Below are 16845 nucleotides of genomic sequence, written 5' to 3'. Positions count from 1 at the left end.
GGCCCGACTCACCTGCTCAGGACGTCACTTCACCGTGAACGACTTCGCTGCCTCGGAGACCGACGCCGGGCTGATGACCTTCAGGCCGCCGGGGACCGTGTCATCCGGCTTCATGATGACGCTCTCCCGGGTGGACGGCGCCGCCGGGTCGGAGAAGTCGTGCGTGACGCCGAACTCCGTTCCGTACCCCTTGATCGTGAGCAGCGCCTTGTCCACGCCCTCGCGGGTGAGGTCCTTGTCGTCGCACGCCTTGTCCAGCGCCTCGCCGAAGATGGAGGCCGCCGTCCAGCCCGCGACGACGCCGTTGTCGAGGACGTCGTTCGGGTACTGCGAGGCGTACTCCTTCGCCAGCAGCGACGGACCGTCGCCGGGGTCGCCGATGGGGAGGGTGGAGGAGGCGATGTAGTAGTCCTTCAGCAGCGCCGGGCCCGCCTGGGTCTTCAACAGCTGCGGTGCGTAGGCGGAGTTGTTGCCGACGACCGGGACGTCGAAGCCGGTGGCGGCGGCGACGCCGACGAGCGAGGCCGCCTGGCGCGGACCGGCGCTGACGACGACGGCCTTCACTCCGGCCTGCTTGAGGGCGGCGACCTGGGCCGTCATGTCGTTGTCGGTCGGCTTGATCTTCTGCTCGACGACGGTCAACCCGGCTTCCTTCGCGGCGTGCTTGGAGCCGGTGAGCGCGTTCTCGCCGTAGTCGCCCTCGAAGTACACGTGGCCGATCTTGTCGCCCTCGGCGATCCGCTTCTCCCTGAGCAGGTGGTCGATCAGGTTGATGGTCTCGATGTCGTAGGTGGCGCCGACGACGCGGATGTACGGCGAGCCGAGCAGGTTGGCCGACCAGGCCTGCGGCAGCACAAGTCCCTTGTCCTTGCCGTCGATCCGCTGCTCGACCGCGGCGACGAACGGCGAGCCGATGAACTGCGCGAAGCCGAGCACCTTCGGTTCCAGCTCGGTGTATCCGGCGATGGCCTTCTGCGGGTCGTAGCCGTGGTCGCGTACGGTCAGTTCGATCTTCCGGTCACAGATGCCGCCCTTGGCGTTGATCTGCTTCGCCCACAGCTGCTGGGCCTGGGTGACGCTCTTGCCGAGCGAGGCGTACACGCCGGTCATGTCGGTGAGGACACCGAGCGAGATCGTCGAGGAGGAGACACCGGGACCCGTCTTGATCCCGCCCTCGTCCTGCCCCTCGCCCTTTCCTTCGGTCGCCTTGCCGCTGCACCCGACGAGAGTGACGGCGAGGGCCGCGACCACGGCCGTGAGCGCTCTGAGTTTCATTTCTTCTCCCCTGATTTCTTCGGACGCGTGAAGCGACGCGGGCGCCCGGCGCCGGAGCGCGGGCGTGCGAGGCCGAGGCGGGCGAGGCCGCCGGGCAGGAACAGGACCACCGCGACCACCGCGGCGCCGTACAGATAGCGGGACGCCTCACCGGGTGCCAGACCGCCCGTACCGGGAGCGGAGACCAGCGGGAGGGAGTCGCTGTAGTGCGTCAGCACCTGCGGGAGCAGGGAGACGAAGAAGGCGCCGACGACGGCTCCCGCGACGCTGCCGAGCCCGCCGATGACGATCATGGCGAGGTATTCGAGGGACAGGATCATGCCGAAGTACTCGGGCACGGTCCGCTGGAAGACCAGTGCGAGCAGGACGCCGGCGAGGCCCGCGTACATCGAGGACAGGACGAAGACGCCGGCCCGGTAGCGCGCCACCGGCACGCCCATCACGCCTGCCGCGATCCGGTGGTCGCGGATCGCGTTCATCGCCCGGCCCGGCCTGCCCCGCAGGATGCCGCGGGCGAACAGGGCGCTGAGCAGCAGCGCGGCCAGGCCCACGTACCAGAGCTTCTCCGAGGAGCCGAACGGCACGGCGGCGATGACGACTTCGGTGTCGTCGAAGGTGAACCCGAGGAGGGAGAGCGGCGGTACCTCCCGGCCGTTGTAACCCCCGGTCAGCGAGCCCGCGTTGAACAGGACGTGCTGCCCGATGAAGATCAGCGCGAGGGTCGCGATACCGAGGTACGCACCGCGCAGCCGTCCGGCGATCGGACTGAACAACCCGCCCGCAGCTCCGGCCAGCGCCACGGCGAGGATCGCGGCCAGCCAGGTGGGCAGCCCGAGTCCGGTCAGGGTGTGGCCGTTCTCGGTGCTGGACTCGCCCGCCAGGATGCAGTAGCCGTACGCACCCACGGCGAGGAAGAAGGCGTGGCCCATGGAGAGTTGGCCGGTGGCGCCGGTGAGCATGTTGAGCCCGATGGCACCGATCGCCGCCGCCATCGCGAACAGTCCGGCCTGGAGCCAGAAGCGGTCCAGGTAGAACGGGAGGGCGAGGAGCAGGACGGAGGCGATGAGGACGGCGTACGTACGGGGTCGGCGCAGCCGGCCGGTGAGGCTCGAAGCGCCGGCAGGTGCGGGAGTGGGCGCGGTTGTCGCCTCGGGCGCGGCTTCGGCGGTGGTGTCAGACACGGGCCAGCTCCTTCGTGCCGAAGAGTCCGGCCGGCCGGATGAGCAGGACCGCGACCATCACCAGATAGGGCGCAAGGTCGCCGATGCCCCGGCCGAGGAAGGAGAGGTCGCTCTGGTAGCCGGTGGCGAGCGACTCGGTGACACCGACGATGAGTCCGCCGGCCAGCGCCCCGGTGGTGGAGTCGAGTCCGCCGAGGATGGCTGCGGGGAACGCCTTGAGCGCGGCGAGCGAGGTGGCGCGTTCCAGGCCAGGGGTCGGGAAGACCGTGAGGAAGAGCGCGGCGACGGCGGCGAGGGCTCCGGCGACGGCCCAGGCGGCGAGCGAGACCCTGCCGAGCTTGATGCCCATGAGGGCGGCGGTCTGCGGGTTCTCGGCGGCGGCCCGCATGGAGACGCCCCACGAGGTGTAGCGGAAGGCCAGCAGGAACACGGTGATGAGGAGCCCGGCGGCGAGGAACGCGGCGATCCTGGTCTGGGCGAGGGTGATCCCCCCGATCTGGACGACCTCGTTGCCCCACGGGTCGCCGAGTGCGAGGACGTCCGTGCCCATGCGGCGGGTGAGTTCGGTGATGAGGAGGATGTCGACGCCGATGGTGACGATGGCCAGGACGCTGTGGTCGCTGCCCCGGTAGCGGCGCATCACGAAGAACTCGATGGCCGCGCCGACGGTCGCCGCTCCGGCGATGCCGACGAGCAGCGCGGGCCAGAACCCGATGTCGTCGTGGAGGACGGCGGTGACGTAGCCGCCCGCCAACAGCAGGGAGGCGTGGGCGAAGTTGACGACCTCGGTGGCCTTGAAGATGACGACGAAGCCGAGCGCGATCAGTGCGTAGACCGAACCGATCGACAGGCCGCCGAGGAGGAGTTCGATGAACGTGGTCATTGAGGTGCTCCCAAGTAGGCCTGGACGACGGCCGGGTCGTTCTGGACCTCGGCGGGTGTGCCGCCCGCGATCCTGCGTCCGAAGTCGAGTACGGTCACCGCGTCCGCCAGCCGCATCACGACGCCCATGTCGTGCTCGACCAGCACGATGGAGATGCCGAGGCTGTCGCGTACGTCGGCGACGACGGCCGCGGTGCGGCGGCGTTCGTCGGCGGTCATCCCGGCGATCGGCTCGTCCAGGAGCAGGACCCTCGGCTCCATGCAGAGCGCGCGGCCGAGCTCGACGAGCTTCTGCTGCCCGTACGGGAGGGAGCCCGCCGGGCGTTCCAACGCCGCCTCCAGGCCGATGAACGCGGCGATCTCGCGGACCCGGTCCAGGTGGCGCCGCTCCTCGCGGGCGGCGGACGGCAGCCGGAGACCGGTGGCGAGGAAGCCGGAGCGGGTGAGCCGGTGGCGGCCGAGCAGCAGGCTGTCGGCGACGGTGGCGTGCGGCGGGAGCGCGATGTTCTGGAAGGTACGGGCGACGCCGAGTGCGGCGATGGCGTGCGGCGCGAGTCCGGTGAGCTCGGTGGTGCCGAGGTGGACGGTGCCGGCGGCGGCGCGGTAGACGCCGGAGAGGACGTTGAAGCAGGTGGACTTGCCCGCGCCGTTGGGGCCGATGACGGCGTGCACGCTGCCGGGCTCCACGGTGAAGGAGACGGCGTCGAGAGCGGTGAGGCCGGCGAAGCGTACGGTCACGTCGGTGACGGTGAGCGCGGCCGTGGTGGTGCCGGCCGCGGGTGCCGGTGCGGTCGTCACGCGGACCACCTGCTCAGGGTGCGCCGGTTGCGGGAGGCCACGTCCGCGTCGGCGGCGGCCTCCTCGTCGACCACGCCGAGATAGCGGCGGCGCACCTCGTCGGAGGCGGCGAGTTCATCGGCCGGCCCGTGCAGGGCGACCTCGCCGACATCGAGGACGTACGCCGTCGAGGCCAGCCGCAGCGCGATGGCCGCGTTCTGCTCGACGAGCATGACGGAGGTGCCGCTCGCGTTGATCTCCTGCACGGTCTCCGCGATCCGGGCCGCCATCAGCGGGGCGAGGCCGAGCGAGGGCTCGTCCAGCAGGAGCAGCCGGGGCCCGGCCATCAGGGCGCGGCCCATCGCCAGCATCTGCTGCTCGCCGCCGGAGAGCAGCCCGGCCCGCTGGTGCGCGCGGTCGGAGAGGACCGGGAACAGCGCGTGGACGCGGGCCAGCGCGGCGCTCGTCCGCTGGCGCCCGCCGCGCGCGCCGAGGGCGCCCGCGCGCAGGTTGTCGGCCACCGTCATCCGGGCGAAGACCTGCCGGCCCTCCGGTACCTGGACCACACCCGCGGCCACCACCTGGGCGGGCCGCAGCCCCTCCAGGGGGCGGCCGTCGAACCGGATGGTGCCGGTGCCCGTACCGCGGTGGAAGCCGAGGGTCCGCGATACGGCCCGCAGCAGCGTGGTCTTGCCCGCGCCGTTGCCGCCGAGTACGGCGGTGATCGCGCCGTCCGGCACATCGACGGAGATGTCGCGCAGAGCGCGGACCGGGCCGTAGCCGACGGACAGTGCGCGGATCTCTAGCGTTGCCATGCGTCCTCCTCCTTCCGCCTTCTCATGTCGTGCTGGTCTGTGGGGTGTGGCTTCGTGTGGTGCCACAGACCAGCACCGGGCGGAGCGCGCGTCCACGGGGCGGGGCGGAGTCGATGCGGGTGACCAGCGAGCGAAGGGCCTCGTTGTGCACGCGCACAGAGGCGGCGCCGGGCGGGGTCCGGTCCGTGCGGCCGGTGGCATCCTCATCGGTCACCGGCGGGACCGGCCCGGACGGCCCGCCTCCGCGGCGGTGTCCCGTCGGATGTCCCGGCAGCGGGCGAGTGGCGCCGGTCACCGGTCCGGCGGACGGAGGCGGGGATGCGGCGGGAGACGCGGGACGGGGAGCGGACGCCGGCGCAGGTGCGGCCCTCGGCCGGGGAGCCGGCGGCGCGGGAGACCGTGGCGCCGGAGGAGCGGTGGCCGGCGGCCCTGGTGGCGGCCGCCCCGGAGCTGTCCGCGCGGCTGGTCGCGGAGGTGTTCGGCCCGCTGCTGGCGCTGGCCCCGGCGGAACGGGCGCTGCTGGTGGGGACGTTGGAGGCGTGGCTGGAGTGCGGAGGCTCGGTGGGGCGGGCGGCGGTACGGCTGCGGTGCCACCGGAACACGGTGTTCAACCGGCTGCGCCGCCTGGAACGCCTCACCTCACGGTCGCTGTCGCACCCGCGCGAACTGGTCGAGACGGTGCTGGCGCTGGACGCGCTGCGGCTGTCGGCGGCGGGGCGGGGGTGAGGGGCGGCCGGCGCGGGAGGGAGAAGGGCTGGTCGTACGTGGCGTACGACCAGCCCTTCTCCGGCGGTCGGCCGGGAAGGCTGATCAGCTCAGGAAGTCCCGCGCGATCGACTCGGCCGCCCGTTCCAGCAGCGGACCTGCCTCGGCCATCGAGCGTGCCGGGTCCGGTTCCAGCTCGGCCAGGGCGTAGGCGCGCGCGATGCCCGCCCCGCTCAGAGCCTCCTGCGACAGCGCGAGGCGGCCGCAGACCGCGACGGTCTCGATCCCGGCATCGCGGGCGGCCGCGGCGACGCCGGCCGGGGCCTTGCCGTGCAGGGTCTGCTCGTCGAGCGAGCCCTCGCCGGTGATGACCAGCGTGGCGCGGGCGAGCGCGGGGGCGAAGCCGAGGACGTCGAGCATGACCTCGATGCCGGGCCGGAAGCGGGCACCGAGGGCGACGAGCGCCCCGTAGCCGATGCCGCCGGCGGCTCCGGCGCCGGGCAGGGCCGCCGTCTCCGGCCCCAGGACGGAGGCGTAATGGCTCAGGGCCGCGTCGAGGACCGCGATGTCCTCCTCGCTCGCGCCCTTCTGCCGCCCGTACACCTCGGGTGCGCCCTTGGGCCCGGTCAGCGGGTTGTCCACGTCGCTGGCCAGGACCAGGTCCACGTCCTTCAGCCGCGGGTCGAGCCCGGACAGGTCGGCCTCGGCCAGCTCGGCCAGTGCCCCGCCACCGGGGCCGACGGGCTTGCCGCCCGCGTCCAGGAAGCGGGCCCCGAGGGCGGCGAGCATGCCCGCGCCGCCGTCCGTGGTCGCGCTGCCGCCGACCCCGAACACGATGGTCGTCGCACCGGCGTCCAGCGCGGCCGCCAGCAGTTCGCCGGAGCCGTACGTGGTGGCCGTGAGCGGGGCGAACACCCCGTCGGGCAGGTGCTGGAGGCCTGAGGCCTCGGCCATCTCCACCACGGCGGTGGACTGGCGCAGCGCGTACGCCGCCGTCACCGGGTCCCCGAGGGGGCCGGTCACCCGTGCCTCACGCCGCTCGAACCCGGCGGCCACCGCCGCCGCGACCGTGCCGTCGCCGCCGTCCGCGACGGGCAGCGTCTCCACCCGTACGCCGGGGACGACGCGCCGCAGCCCGGCCGTCACCCGCTCCGCGACCTGTACGGCCGTGAGCGAGCCCTTGAACTTGTCCGCCGCGACGAGCACGCGGGCGGTCTCCACATCTGCTCCGTCCGTCACCTTGCATCCCTTGCCTTCGAACAGAGTCGCGCCGCCCCGACCCTATCCGCATGCCCCCTGATCTGCCCATGGCCGTCCGGAACGGCCCGCCCCGCCCTCCGCTCCCCCACTACGCTGACGCCCGTGACGACTACCGATGCCGACTACGCCACGTACATCGCCGGGCTCCCCAAGGTCCTGGCCGGAGCCGCGTGCCTCTTCCGGGACGCCGAAGGCCGGGTCCTGCTCGTCGAGCCGAACTACCGCGAGGGGTGGGCGCTGCCCGGCGGGACGATCGAGTCGGAGACGGGCGAGGGCCCCCGGCAGGGCGCCCGGCGCGAGACGGCGGAGGAGGTCGGCCTCGATCTGGCACCGGGCCGCCTGCTCGCCGTGGACTGGGTGCGCGGCCCGGGCCGGCCGCCGATCGTGGCGTACCTGTACGACGGCGGCGTGCTCGGCCCGGAGCAGCTCGCGGCGATCCGGCTCCAGGAGGAGGAGCTGCTCTCCTGGAAGCTGGTCGCTCCGGCCGACCTGGGCGGCTACCTGCTCGGACGGCTGGAGGGCCGGGTGCGGGCGGCCCTGGACGCGCTGGAGTCCGGCGGCGGCACGGTGGAACTGGAGGACGGGGAGCCGGTGGCCTAGGGCCAGAAGGCCTCGGAGGCGTCAGCCCCGGGCCCGAGGACCGTCAGCCCTGCTGGGCCTGCGGCTTGGGCTCCACGTCCCGTACCGACTCCTCGCGCTCGGCGACCAGCGCCTCGGTGCGGTGGCCGCGGGCGACGTAGTCGCGCACCACGAGCTCCACGGCGTCCTGCGGGCTGCCCGCGCCCGCGAGGACCATGACTTCGACGACGAGTTCGGCGTCCAGACTGACGCTCACCTTGGCCATGGCCGGACCCTACACGGCGGGGCCGCGCCCCACTACGGGGTCTCCAGCCCCGCCCGGACCCGGCGCGAGGGCTGGAACACGTACAGGTCGAGGATGTCCGGCGCATCCACGAGCCCCGGGCCGCCGGCCGCCGCCCAGGTGATGACGTCCTGCTCCGCGTGCTCGTCGTTGACCAGGCCCAGCCAGACCGGTCGGCCTCCGGAGCGGCGGCCGTCGGCGGAGGGCTGGACGACGATCACATTGCCCTGCTCACAGGCGTCCAGGCACTCGACGGCCCGCACGGTGGCAGCCCCCTCCAGGCCGGAGCGGAGCCGGGCCAGCTGAGCGGCGTGGTCGACGCCCGGGATCTTCTCCGTACCGCAGCAGCAGCCACGGCAGACGCTCACGGTGGGCCGGGAGGCTCCTTGGGCGGGCACGTCCTTGCGGGGGCGGCGGCTCATTCGGGCACTTCCGGTCGGCGGGAGAGGGGAAGGGGAACTGTACGACCACCGCTGGTCACCGGTGATCACGGGTGACTCTACCGAGGCGGTCCCGTCTCGAACACCCGCGCCCCTTCTGAGGCCGATGGGGTATCGTTGACGGCTGCGAAGGGGAGTAGCCCCGCAAACCGGTCGTCGACACACTGGAGCCCTCGGGTTCCCGGTGGCCGGGCTCGTGAGACCTTGACAGGGTTTCTCGCGGGCGGGCGAGACCTTCGGTCCTGTATGACACGTCCACGCCCTGTGGGCGCTGCCGTCATGCCGGGCCGAGTGGTCCTCCGAAAAGCCCGAGCGGCGCTTCGCGAAGATCCGGGGCCCGGCTCGCACAGAAAGCCACCCGGAATGCACCTCGACCCTCTGGCGATCATCACCGCCTTCGGGCTGATCTTCCTCGCGGAGCTCCCCGACAAGACGATGTTCGCTTCGCTGGCCATGGGCACGCGGATGCGCCCGCTCTACGTGTGGTTCGGCACGTCGTCCGCGTTCATCGTGCATGTCGCCATCGCCGTGGGCGCGGGTAGCCTGATCGGGCTGCTGCCCGACTGGACCGTCAAGCTCGTCTCGGCCTCGCTCTTCGCGCTCGGCGCGTTCATCCTGCTGCGCGGCAGCGGCGGGGACGACGATGACGAGGCCGAGGTGAAGACCGTGACCGGCTTCTGGCCGGTCTACTCGACCGCGTTCATGGCCGTCTTCATCAGCGAGTGGGGCGACCTGACCCAGATCACCACCGCCAACCTGGCCGCGAGCAACGGCACCTGGTCCACCGCGATCGGTTCGGCCGCCGCCCTGATGTCCGTGTCGGCCCTGGCGCTGCTCGCGGGCAAGTTCATCGCCAAGCGCGTACCGCTGAAGACCGTGCAGCGCATCGGCGGCATCTGCATGCTGGGCCTGGCGATCTGGACGGCGGTGGAGATCTTCACGGGCTGAGCGGTACGAGGAGGAGAGGGGGGGGGGGGGGCCCCCGGGGGGGCCCCCCCCCCCCCCTCTCCTCCCGCTCAGAACAGCGCCTGCACCCCGTCCCGTACGCCTCCGCTCTCGAACGCCAGCAGCCGCTGCTTGCGGTCCAGGCCGCCGCCGTATCCGGTGAGGCTGCCGGAGGCTCCGATGACCCGGTGGCACGGCACGATGATGGAGACCGGGTTCTTGCCGTTGGCCAGGCCGACCGCTCTCGACGCGCCCGGCCTGCCGAGTTCCTCGGCGAGTTCGCCGTACGTACGTGTCTCGCCGTACGGGATCTTCCGCAGCTCCGCCCAGACGCTCCGCTGGAACGGGGTGCCGTGCAGGTCCAGCGGGAGGTCGAAGGCGGTGAGGTCGCCGGCGAAGTACGCCGTGAGCTGGCGGATCACTTCCGGGAAGGGTTCCGGGTCGGGGACGCCGAAGGTCTCCTCGGGTGGGCGGTGGCGCTGGTCGGTCATGTAGAGCGCCGAGAGGACGCCGTCGGTGGCGACGAGCGTCAGCTGGCCGTAGGGGCTGTCGACGACCGTGTGCTGCTTGGCGGGCATGGGGAGCTTCCTCCGTCAGGCGGGCAGGTGGTTGATGGGGTGGTCGTCCACGGTCCAGAGGTACTGGACGGCGTACGCGCGCCAGGGGCGCCAGTCGGCAGCCCGTGCGGTGAGGGCGGCCGGGGTGGCCGGGAGGCCGAGGCGTTCGGCGGCGCGGCGGATGCCGAGGTCGGTCGGGAGCAAGGCGTCGGGGTCGCCGAGCGCCCGCATGGCGATCACCTCGACCGTCCAGGGGCCGAATCCGGGGAGTGCGGAGAGTTCGGTGCGGGCTCGCTCCCAGTCGGTGCCGGGGCCCAGGCGGAGCGTGCCGTCGGCGAGGGCGGCGACCAGGGTGGTGAGTGTGGTGCGGCGGGTGCGGGGCAGGGCCAGGGTCTCGGGGTCGAGCCCGGCCAGCGCCTCGGGGGTCGGGAAGAGGTGGGTGAGCCCGCCTTCGGGGTCGTCGACGGGCACGCCGTGCGCGGTGACCAGCCGGGCCGCGTGGGTGCGGGCGGCGGCGGTGGAGACCTGCTGGCCGAGGACCGCGCGTACGGCGAACTCGGCGCCGTCCACCGTACGCGGCACCCGGCGACCGGGCCCGGCCGCCACCAGCGGCGCGAGCAGCGGGTCGGTGCGCAGCCGGTCGTCGACGGCGACCGGGTCCGCGTCCAGGTCCAGGAGCCGGCGGCACCGGCTGATCGCCCGCGTGAGGTCGCGCGGGTCGGTGAGGGAGAGCCGGGCGGCGATGTGGCCGGGCTGCGGGGTGAGGGCGACGATGCCGTGGCCGTACGGGAGGGTCAGCGTGCGGCGGTAGGCGCCGTCCCGCCACTCCTCGGTGCCGGGGACGGCGGTCGCGGCGAGGTGGCCGAAGAGGTTGCTGGGGTTGAGCGGGGCCCGGTACGGCAGGCGGAGCGCGATCACGCCGGGGGTGGTGGGGGCGAGAGGGGCGCGGGCGGCGCGGGTGCGCAGTTCGCCGGGGGCCAGGGCGAAGACCTCGCGGACGGTCTCGTTGAAGGTCCGGATCGAGGAGAACCCGGCGGCGAACGCCACCTCAGCCAGCGGCAGGTCCGTGGTCTCGATGAGGAGGCGGGCGGTCTGGGCCCGCTGGGCGCGGGCCAGGGCCAGCGGTCCGGCGCCGAGTTCGGCCAGGAGCTGGCGTTCGATCTGGCGGGTGGAGTAGCCGAGGCGGACGGCGAGGCCGGCGACGCCCTCTCGGTCGACGACGCCGTCCCGGATGAGCCGCATGGCGCGCGCCACCGAGTCGGCGCGGGCGTTCCACTCGGGAGAGCCGGGGCTGGTGTCGGGGCGGCACCGTTTGCAGGCCCGGAATCCGGCCTGCTGGCAGGCGGCGGCGCTCGGGTAGAAGGTCATGTTGCGGACCTTGGGCGGCACGACGGGGCAGCTGGGGCGGCAGTAGATCCGGGTGGTGAGGACCGCGGTGAAGAACCAGCCGTCGAAGCGGGCGTCCTTGGACTGGACGGCCCGCACGCAACGCTCGGTGTCGGTGTGCATGGTTCCAGGATGAGGCACCGGTCAGCGGCCTGGCTGGCGGAAATCCGACATGGGCCTCGGGGCGCCCCGGACGGTGTCAGCCGCGCATCGCGAGGACTTCCTCGAACTCCACGTACGCGTGCGCGTCGAAGAGCACGAACCGCACCTCCTCGACGGGGGCCACGGTCTCCGCGAACACCGTACGCACCGCGATCCGCGCGCCGTCGTCCATCGGCCAGCCGTAGATACCCGTCGAGATCGCCGGGAACGCCACGGTTCTGGCCCCCAACTCAGCTGCCAGAGAAAGCGATTCGCGGTAACAGGAGGCAAGCAGCGCGGAGCGGTCCTGGGCTCCGGAGAAGACCGGGCCGACCGTGTGGATCACCCAGCGGGCGGCCAGGCGTCCGGCGGTGGTGGCGACGGCCCGGCCGGTGGCCAGGCCCTTGCCGTACTGCGAGGCGCGCAGCTCCCGGCAGGCGGCGAGGATCTCGGGGCCGCCGCGGCGGTGGATGGCGCCGTCGACCCCGCCGCCACCGAGGAGCGAGGAGTTCGCGGCGTTGACGATGACGTCGACGGACTGGTCGGTGATGTCACCGCGGACCAGGCGGACCGCGGGGGTGACGGAGGTGCTCATGCGGACATCATGCCGCGCTCCGCCTGCCCGCGCCGCCCGCTCGGGCGGACCGGGCCCCGGCGACGGCACAGCGCCGCCCCCTGCGGCTGGTTCAGGAGGCGCGCAGCTGACGCCATACGGCCTTGGCGGCGTGGTGGCCGGACATGCCGTGCACACCGGGGCCGGGCGGAGTGGCCGATGAGCAGAGGAAGACCGCCGGGTGGGCGGTGGCGTACGGGACGCGGGCGAGCTTGGGGCGGATCAGGGTCTGCAGGCCGGCGAAGGCTCCGCAGGCGATGTCGCCGCCGACGTAATTGGCGTTGCGGGCGGCGAGTTCGGGCGGACCGGAGACCGCACGGGCGAGCACCAGATCACGGAACCCGGGGGCGAACCGCTCCAGTTGGCGCTCGATGACGTCCGTGGCGTCGCCCTCCCAGCCGGCCGGGACGTGTCCGTACACCCAGAAGACGTGGCGTCCCTCGGGGGCGCGGGAGGGGTCGGTGAGGCTGGGCTGGGCGGTGATGAGGAAGGGGACGCTCGGGTCGCGGCCCTCGACGGCGGCCTTGAGCGCGGTGTCGATGGTGCCGGCGTCGGGGCCGAGGTGGACGGTGCCGGCGCGGCGGGCGGCCTCGGCGGTCCAGGGGACGGGGCCGGAGAGCGCGTAGTCGATCTTGAAGGCGGAGGCGCCGTAGCGGTAGTGGCTGTAGGCGGAGCCGAGGCCGGCGATCCGGGCGAGCGCGGAGGGCGAGGTGTCGAAGATGTAGGCGCGGGCGGGCGGGAGTTCGTCGAGCCGCTTGACCTCGCTGCCGGTGCGGATGGTGCCGCCCTGTTCGCGGAGGTGGGAGGCGAGGGCGTCCGCGATGGCCTGCGAACCGCCGCGCGGCACGGGCCAGCCGTTCTCGTGGGCGGCGAGCGCGAAGACGAGGGCGATCGCGGAGGTGGCGAAACCGCTGGTGGGAGCTATGGCGTGGGCGGCGAGCCCGGCGAAGAGGCCGCGCGCCTTCTCGCCCTGGAAGCGCCGGGCGACCCAGGTGGCGGGCTGGAGGCCGAGCAGACCGAAGCGGGCCAGCCGGTACGGGTCGCGGGGCAGGCCGTCCCAGGGGGTGCGCAGGAAGTCGGCGGCCAGGGTGTCCCAGCGGCCGGTGAAGGGGGCGACGAGGCGGCGGTAGGCGCCCGCGTCGGCGGGGCCCAGCGTCATCGCGCTCGCGCCGACGGAGCGGGTGAGCGCGGCGGCGGTGCCGTCGGGGAAGGGGTGGGCGAGGTCGACCTCTGGGTGCAGCCACTCCAGGCCGTGCCGGGCCAGCGGCATGGCCCTGAAGGCGGGCGAGCCGATGCCGAGCGGGTGCACGGCGGAGCAGGGGTCGTGCCGGAACCCCGGCAGCGTCAGCTCCTCGGTGCGGGCGCCGCCGCCGACGGTGTCGTGCGCCTCGTGGACCTCCACGGCGAAGCCCCTGCGGGCCAGTTCGGCCGCGGCGGTCAGCCCGTTGGGCCCGGCCCCCACGACGACCGCATCGAGCATCGAGGTCACCTTGGGACTCCTTCGTCGGCCGGCAGGCGGAACCCCAGGGTATTCGGGCGCACCGACAGCGCGGACGCGGGGACCCCGGGGGTCCGGCCGGGACACGGGCCGGCCGGACCGCCCGGGGCGGGTCAGCCGCCCGTCCGCAGCGCCGTCAGGATCCGCTGCGCGGTGGCTTCGTCGCGGGCCGCCGTGAACGGCAGGTCGTTGCCGCCCGCGATCCGGTACGGGGCGCCGGACAGGGTCGCCTGGGCGCCACCGGCCTCGGTGACCAGGAGGAGGCCCGCCGCGTGGTCCCAGGCGAGCTCCCAGTTGAAGGCGACGGCGTCCTGCGCGCCGCGCGCGACGGCGAGGTATTCGAGCCCGGCCGATCCGCAGGGGCGGGGGGCGATGCCTTCGGTGCGCAGGCCGAGCAGGGCCCGCTTCTGCGCCTCTGTGGTGTAGTCGGGGTGCGACATCGCCACGTTCAGCACATCGCCGGGCGCGGGCGAGCCGGACCGTATCGGCGCGCCGTTCAGCGTGGCGCCCCGGCCGCGTACGGCGACGGCCATCTCGCCGAGGACCGGTGCGTACGTCCAGGAGGCGTGGACCTCGCCGTGCAGGGCGAGGGCGACCAGGGTGCAGAACCCGGTCTCGCCCCGGACGAACTGGCGGGTGCCGTCGACCGGGTCGACGATCCAGACGGGCGCGTCGCCGCCGAGGGCGTCGTAGACCGCCGGGTCGGCGTGGACGGCCTCCTCGCCGACGACGACCGAGCCGGGCAGCAGCTTGGTGAGCGCGGCGGTGAGGTGCTCCTCGGCCAGCCGGTCGGCGGCGGTGACCAGATCGTGCGGGCCGCTCTTCTCGACGATCTCGTGCGCGGCGAGCTTCCGGTGGCGCGGCATGATCTCGGCCGCGACCGCGGCGCGCACGGCCGCCTCGACCTCGGGCGGCGGTCCGGTCAGCCCGGCGGTCCCGTACAGGAAGTCATCGATCATGGCTCCAGCTAAGCACGGCCCGCCGGAACCCTTCCGACCGGAGCGTCACCGGGACACCGGCGCACGGCCCGCCGGCCGTGCGGTGGCGTCTCCGGATGGTTCGGGGCGGTTGTCGGGGGCAGGCGATCCGCCGGACGGCCGAGCGCCGCCGACCCGTCGGGAGCCTCTGTTCCGGCGCGCGTCGGCGGGACGCGGTTCCCGGCCGGACCGGGCCTACCGTCGGCCTGGTCAGCCACCCCGACCAACGGAGATGTACGACATGGCAAAGATCCTTTTCGTGGTGACCGGCGCGGACCACTGGACCCTGGCGGACGGCACCGCCCACCCGACGGGCTTCTGGGCCGAGGAGGCCGTGGCCCCGTACCAGGTGTTCACCGGCGCCGGTCATGAGGTGGTCGTCGCGACCCCGGGCGGCGTCGTCCCGACCGTGGACCGGGGCAGCCTGGCTCCCGACGTCAACGGCGGCCAGGAGGGCGCCGACAAGGTGGCGGCCGGACTGGAGGCGTTCGCGGAGCTGCGGCGGCCCCTCGCGCTGGAGGACGTGGAGCTGGACGCGTACGACGCCGTCTTCTACCCCGGCGGCCACGGACCGATGGAGGACCTCGCGGTGGACCCGGCCTCCGGGCGGCTGCTCACCGAGACCCTGGCGTCGGGCAAGCCGCTCGGCGTCGTCTGCCACGCCCCGGCGGCGCTGCTGGCCGCCACGGGGCCCGACGGCACCAACGCGTTCGCCGGCTACCGGCTGACCGGCTTCACCAACACCGAGGAGGCCCAGGCGGGCTTCGCGGACAAGGCGAAGTGGCTGCTCCAGGACCGGCTGGTGGCGCTCGGCGCGGACTTCCAGGAGGGCGAGCCCTGGGCACCGTTCGTGATCACCGACCGGAACCTGGTGACCGGTCAGAACCCGGCCTCCTCACAGCCGTTGGCCGAGGAACTGCTGAAGCGCATCGGCTGACCTGCGACCGCTCCGGAACGCCCGCGCGTCGGCCCTTTCGGCCGTGAGCGCGGGCGTCACGGCCGCCTCAGACCCAGTCCCGCCGCACCGGCGGCTCGCAGAGCTCCAGGACCACCGCCCCGGTCTCCGGCTCCTCACCCGCGAGGGGCTTCACGCGGGCGCCGACCGTCACCATCTGCGGTGCGGCGCCGACGACCTGGCAGCGGAAGACGAAGCCCTCGGGGAAGCGGACCAGGGACTCGTTGCGCGCGTCCTCGGTGTAGCGGTGGACCACGGCGGTGCGTACGACCACTCCGTGGCCGGTGGTGCGTTCGGGCTCCAGTTCACTGGACGCGCACACCGGGCAGAGCAGCCGCCGGAAGGAGGCGGTGCCGCACCAGCGACAGCGGTTGTAGGAGAGGCCGCACTCCTCGTGCGCCTTCTGGACGGTGCCCATTCCTGCCTGAGACACGGATCGACCCCCTGCGCTCGACTCGGACGCGCCGCACCTGGCTGACGGCGCGTCCGCACCATATGGCACTGAGTGCCGGAGAGTAAAGGCACTGAGTGCCGATTATTACCGAGTCTTCTGTGTGGGGCCGGGGGCGCGGCCGCTCAGCTCTCGCCGACCGCCGCCTCGATCTGCTGCACGACCCGCCACATCGGCGTGCCTCTGGACGCGACCATGACGATCACCTCGCTGTCACCCGACCCGGTGGTGACCTGCGACGCACCGAGCGCCGGCAGGCCCGGTCCCTCCCGCACGACCTCCCGCGCGGGCACGTGCTCGGCAGGACGCTCCCACACGCCCCGCACCAGGTCGAGCGCGTGGTCCACCGCCTCCTCGGGATCGCCGGAGCCTCCCGAACGCAGCCACAGCCGCAGCCCGTTGTTGTGCGCGGCGACCACCGAAGCGGCGATCACCTCGGCCCGCAGCTCCCCGTCGCCGTCCGCCTGGAACCGGCCCCGGAGGTGACCGGCGAGCGTCTGCTCGTAGCGGCGCACCACGGAGAGTTCGTACGTCCGCAGCCCGGGCACCTCGCGGGTGAGCTTGTAGCGCTGCACGGAGAACTCGGGGTCGGCCGCGTACATCCGCAGCACGATCCGCGCCGCGTCGCACACCGCGCCCACCGGATCGGCGCCGTCCACCGCGGCGAGGAACTCGGTCATCTCGGCGAGACAGCGCTCATGGTCCGGGAAGACCACGTCCTCCTTGGAGGGGAAGTACCGGAAGAAGGAGCGCCGCCCCACTCCGGCCCGCGCCACGATGTCGTCGACCGTCGTCCGCTCGAAGCCCCGCTCCAGGAAGAGCTGGAAGGCCGCCTGTGCGAGCACCTCCCGCATGGGTGCCTTCTTCTCGGGTCCGCGTGCCTCGCTCATGCGGCGAAACGTAGCACCGGAGAGGCACTTTTGGCACTGGGTACCTTTACAGAGGGTACTGAGTACCATAAGGTCACCCTTACGAAACCGCACCCAGGTGGGACCGGCCCCGATCGGCATGGGACCACACCCAGGTAGGCAGGAGAGCCGGCGTGAGCTTGAGGATCGTTGTCTGTGTGAAGTATGTGCCCGACGCGACCGGTGACCGGCATTTCGCCGATGACCTGACGTTGGA

Annotated in this window: 19 protein-coding genes and 1 pseudogene; 5 read left to right on the top strand and 15 right to left on the bottom strand. The window is 73.2% G+C overall.

Going from position 1 to position 16845, the window contains the following annotated elements; genetic code table 11:
- Positions 1 to 24: 24 nt before the first annotated feature.
- From ACIRR8_RS32390 to ACIRR8_RS32370, 5 genes are read right to left on the bottom strand one after another with little or no spacing between them, the layout of a single operon-like run.
- Positions 25 to 1275, bottom strand: coding sequence for an ABC transporter substrate-binding protein (locus ACIRR8_RS32390; protein WP_404071560.1), 1251 nt, complete (start codon positions 1273 to 1275; stop codon positions 25 to 27).
- Positions 1272 to 2456, bottom strand: a complete 1185-nt coding sequence (locus tag ACIRR8_RS32385) for a branched-chain amino acid ABC transporter permease (protein WP_404071558.1) — start codon at positions 2454 to 2456, stop codon at positions 1272 to 1274. The genes ACIRR8_RS32390 and ACIRR8_RS32385 overlap by 4 nt, the downstream gene beginning before the upstream one ends.
- Positions 2449 to 3339 (bottom strand): branched-chain amino acid ABC transporter permease, encoded by an 891-nt coding sequence (locus ACIRR8_RS32380; protein WP_388081908.1) that lies wholly within the window; start codon positions 3337 to 3339, stop codon positions 2449 to 2451. Before ACIRR8_RS32380 ends, ACIRR8_RS32385 begins: the two co-directional genes overlap by 8 nt.
- Positions 3336 to 4136 (bottom strand): ABC transporter ATP-binding protein, encoded by an 801-nt coding sequence (locus ACIRR8_RS32375; protein ID WP_404071556.1) that lies wholly within the window; start codon positions 4134 to 4136, stop codon positions 3336 to 3338. The genes ACIRR8_RS32380 and ACIRR8_RS32375 overlap by 4 nt, the downstream gene beginning before the upstream one ends.
- On the bottom strand, positions 4133 to 4930 hold the full coding sequence (locus tag ACIRR8_RS32370; protein ID WP_404071554.1) for an ABC transporter ATP-binding protein: 798 nt from the start codon (positions 4928 to 4930) through the stop codon (positions 4133 to 4135). The genes ACIRR8_RS32375 and ACIRR8_RS32370 overlap by 4 nt, the downstream gene beginning before the upstream one ends.
- Before the next feature lie 318 nt (positions 4931 to 5248).
- Between ACIRR8_RS32370 and ACIRR8_RS32365 the strand changes: the two genes are divergently transcribed.
- Positions 5249 to 5656, top strand: coding sequence for a helix-turn-helix domain-containing protein (locus ACIRR8_RS32365; RefSeq protein WP_404071552.1), 408 nt, complete (start codon positions 5249 to 5251; stop codon positions 5654 to 5656).
- Between the two features lie 84 nt (positions 5657 to 5740).
- On the opposite strand, the gene ACIRR8_RS32360 is transcribed toward ACIRR8_RS32365, so the two are convergent.
- Positions 5741 to 6856 carry a glycerate kinase gene (locus tag ACIRR8_RS32360; RefSeq protein WP_404071643.1) on the bottom strand — a complete coding sequence of 372 codons (1116 nt, stop codon included), beginning with the start codon at positions 6854 to 6856 and terminating at the stop codon, positions 5741 to 5743.
- A gap of 141 nt (positions 6857 to 6997) precedes the next feature.
- On the opposite strand from ACIRR8_RS32360, the gene ACIRR8_RS32355 reads away from it, so the two are divergent.
- On the top strand, positions 6998 to 7495 hold the full coding sequence (locus tag ACIRR8_RS32355) for an NUDIX domain-containing protein (protein ID WP_404071550.1): 498 nt from the start codon (positions 6998 to 7000) through the stop codon (positions 7493 to 7495).
- 43 nt (positions 7496 to 7538) lie between these two features.
- Here the strand turns inward: ACIRR8_RS32355 and ACIRR8_RS32350 are convergent, their stop codons facing one another.
- Both ACIRR8_RS32350 and ACIRR8_RS32345 read right to left on the bottom strand, forming a co-directional pair.
- Positions 7539 to 7739: a DUF2191 domain-containing protein gene (locus tag ACIRR8_RS32350; protein ID WP_404071548.1), complete on the bottom strand. Its 201-nt coding sequence runs from the start codon at positions 7737 to 7739 to the stop codon at positions 7539 to 7541.
- Positions 7740 to 7771: 32 nt separating this feature from the next.
- Complete coding sequence (locus ACIRR8_RS32345; RefSeq protein ID WP_404071546.1) at positions 7772 to 8179, bottom strand: (2Fe-2S) ferredoxin domain-containing protein; 408 nt, start codon at positions 8177 to 8179, stop codon at positions 7772 to 7774.
- 381 nt (positions 8180 to 8560) lie between these two features.
- Between ACIRR8_RS32345 and ACIRR8_RS32340 the strand changes: the two genes are divergently transcribed.
- Positions 8561 to 9145, top strand: coding sequence for a TMEM165/GDT1 family protein (locus tag ACIRR8_RS32340; RefSeq protein WP_404071544.1), 585 nt, complete (start codon positions 8561 to 8563; stop codon positions 9143 to 9145).
- A gap of 68 nt (positions 9146 to 9213) precedes the next feature.
- Here the strand turns inward: ACIRR8_RS32340 and ACIRR8_RS32335 are convergent, their stop codons facing one another.
- From ACIRR8_RS32335 to ACIRR8_RS32315, 5 genes are all read right to left on the bottom strand, one after another.
- On the bottom strand, positions 9214 to 9720 hold the full coding sequence (locus ACIRR8_RS32335) for a methylated-DNA--[protein]-cysteine S-methyltransferase (RefSeq protein WP_404071542.1): 507 nt from the start codon (positions 9718 to 9720) through the stop codon (positions 9214 to 9216).
- A gap of 15 nt (positions 9721 to 9735) precedes the next feature.
- Positions 9736 to 11208 carry an AlkA N-terminal domain-containing protein gene (locus ACIRR8_RS32330; RefSeq protein ID WP_404071540.1) on the bottom strand — a complete coding sequence of 491 codons (1473 nt, stop codon included), beginning with the start codon at positions 11206 to 11208 and terminating at the stop codon, positions 9736 to 9738.
- 76 nt (positions 11209 to 11284) lie between these two features.
- Positions 11285 to 11821, bottom strand: a complete 537-nt coding sequence (locus ACIRR8_RS32325; protein WP_404071538.1) for an O-acetyl-ADP-ribose deacetylase — start codon at positions 11819 to 11821, stop codon at positions 11285 to 11287.
- 91 nt (positions 11822 to 11912) lie between these two features.
- Entirely contained in the window at positions 11913 to 13328 is a 1416-nt protein-coding gene (locus ACIRR8_RS32320) for a phytoene desaturase family protein (protein WP_404071537.1), read from the bottom strand.
- 122 nt (positions 13329 to 13450) lie between these two features.
- Entirely contained in the window at positions 13451 to 14296 is an 846-nt protein-coding gene (locus ACIRR8_RS32315; protein ID WP_404071535.1) for an inositol monophosphatase family protein, read from the bottom strand.
- A gap of 259 nt (positions 14297 to 14555) precedes the next feature.
- Here ACIRR8_RS32315 and ACIRR8_RS32310 point away from each other — a divergent pair, with 259 nt between their 5' ends.
- Positions 14556 to 15251, top strand: a complete 696-nt coding sequence (locus ACIRR8_RS32310) for a type 1 glutamine amidotransferase domain-containing protein (RefSeq protein WP_404071533.1) — start codon at positions 14556 to 14558, stop codon at positions 15249 to 15251.
- A 67-nt stretch (positions 15252 to 15318) separates the two neighbouring features.
- On the opposite strand, the gene ACIRR8_RS32305 is transcribed toward ACIRR8_RS32310, so the two are convergent.
- Both ACIRR8_RS32305 and ACIRR8_RS32300 read right to left on the bottom strand, forming a co-directional pair.
- Positions 15319 to 15687, bottom strand: coding sequence for a Zn-ribbon domain-containing OB-fold protein (locus tag ACIRR8_RS32305; RefSeq protein WP_404071641.1), 369 nt, complete (start codon positions 15685 to 15687; stop codon positions 15319 to 15321).
- Positions 15688 to 15845: 158 nt separating this feature from the next.
- Positions 15846 to 16574, bottom strand: a complete 729-nt coding sequence (locus tag ACIRR8_RS32300; protein WP_404071639.1) for a TetR family transcriptional regulator — start codon at positions 16572 to 16574, stop codon at positions 15846 to 15848.
- 188 nt (positions 16575 to 16762) lie between these two features.
- Here ACIRR8_RS32300 and ACIRR8_RS32295 point away from each other — a divergent pair.
- Positions 16763 to 16845: pseudogene (locus ACIRR8_RS32295) on the top strand (electron transfer flavoprotein subunit beta); the annotation flags it as partial.

This window comes from Streptomyces sp. NPDC101178 (genome assembly GCF_044767965.1).
In the GTDB taxonomy this organism is placed as follows: Bacteria; Actinomycetota; Actinomycetes; order Streptomycetales; family Streptomycetaceae; genus Streptomyces.
The sequence above is the reverse complement of the archived record's forward strand: the minus strand, read 5'-3'. Positions and strand labels throughout refer to the sequence as shown.

Coding starts and splice junctions, on each gene's coding strand:
- ACIRR8_RS32350 (WP_404071548.1), bottom strand. CDS start 7,739: ATGGCCAAGGTGAGCGTCAGTCTGGACGCCGAACTCGTCGTCGAAGTC.
- ACIRR8_RS32335 (WP_404071542.1), bottom strand. CDS start 9,720: ATGCCCGCCAAGCAGCACACGGTCGTCGACAGCCCCTACGGCCAGCTG.
- ACIRR8_RS32345 (WP_404071546.1), bottom strand. CDS start 8,179: ATGAGCCGCCGCCCCCGCAAGGACGTGCCCGCCCAAGGAGCCTCCCGG.
- ACIRR8_RS32340 (WP_404071544.1), top strand. CDS start 8,561: ATGCACCTCGACCCTCTGGCGATCATCACCGCCTTCGGGCTGATCTTC.
- ACIRR8_RS32370 (WP_404071554.1), bottom strand. CDS start 4,930: ATGGCAACGCTAGAGATCCGCGCACTGTCCGTCGGCTACGGCCCGGTC.
- ACIRR8_RS32330 (WP_404071540.1), bottom strand. CDS start 11,208: ATGCACACCGACACCGAGCGTTGCGTGCGGGCCGTCCAGTCCAAGGAC.
- ACIRR8_RS32380 (WP_388081908.1), bottom strand. CDS start 3,339: ATGACCACGTTCATCGAACTCCTCCTCGGCGGCCTGTCGATCGGTTCG.
- ACIRR8_RS32305 (WP_404071641.1), bottom strand. CDS start 15,687: ATGGGCACCGTCCAGAAGGCGCACGAGGAGTGCGGCCTCTCCTACAAC.
- ACIRR8_RS32365 (WP_404071552.1), top strand. CDS start 5,249: ATGCGGCGGGAGACGCGGGACGGGGAGCGGACGCCGGCGCAGGTGCGG.
- ACIRR8_RS32325 (WP_404071538.1), bottom strand. CDS start 11,821: ATGAGCACCTCCGTCACCCCCGCGGTCCGCCTGGTCCGCGGTGACATC.
- ACIRR8_RS32300 (WP_404071639.1), bottom strand. CDS start 16,574: ATGCGGGAGGTGCTCGCACAGGCGGCCTTCCAGCTCTTCCTGGAGCGG.
- ACIRR8_RS32315 (WP_404071535.1), bottom strand. CDS start 14,296: ATGATCGATGACTTCCTGTACGGGACCGCCGGGCTGACCGGACCGCCG.
- ACIRR8_RS32390 (WP_404071560.1), bottom strand. CDS start 1,275: ATGAAACTCAGAGCGCTCACGGCCGTGGTCGCGGCCCTCGCCGTCACT.
- ACIRR8_RS32310 (WP_404071533.1), top strand. CDS start 14,556: ATGGCAAAGATCCTTTTCGTGGTGACCGGCGCGGACCACTGGACCCTG.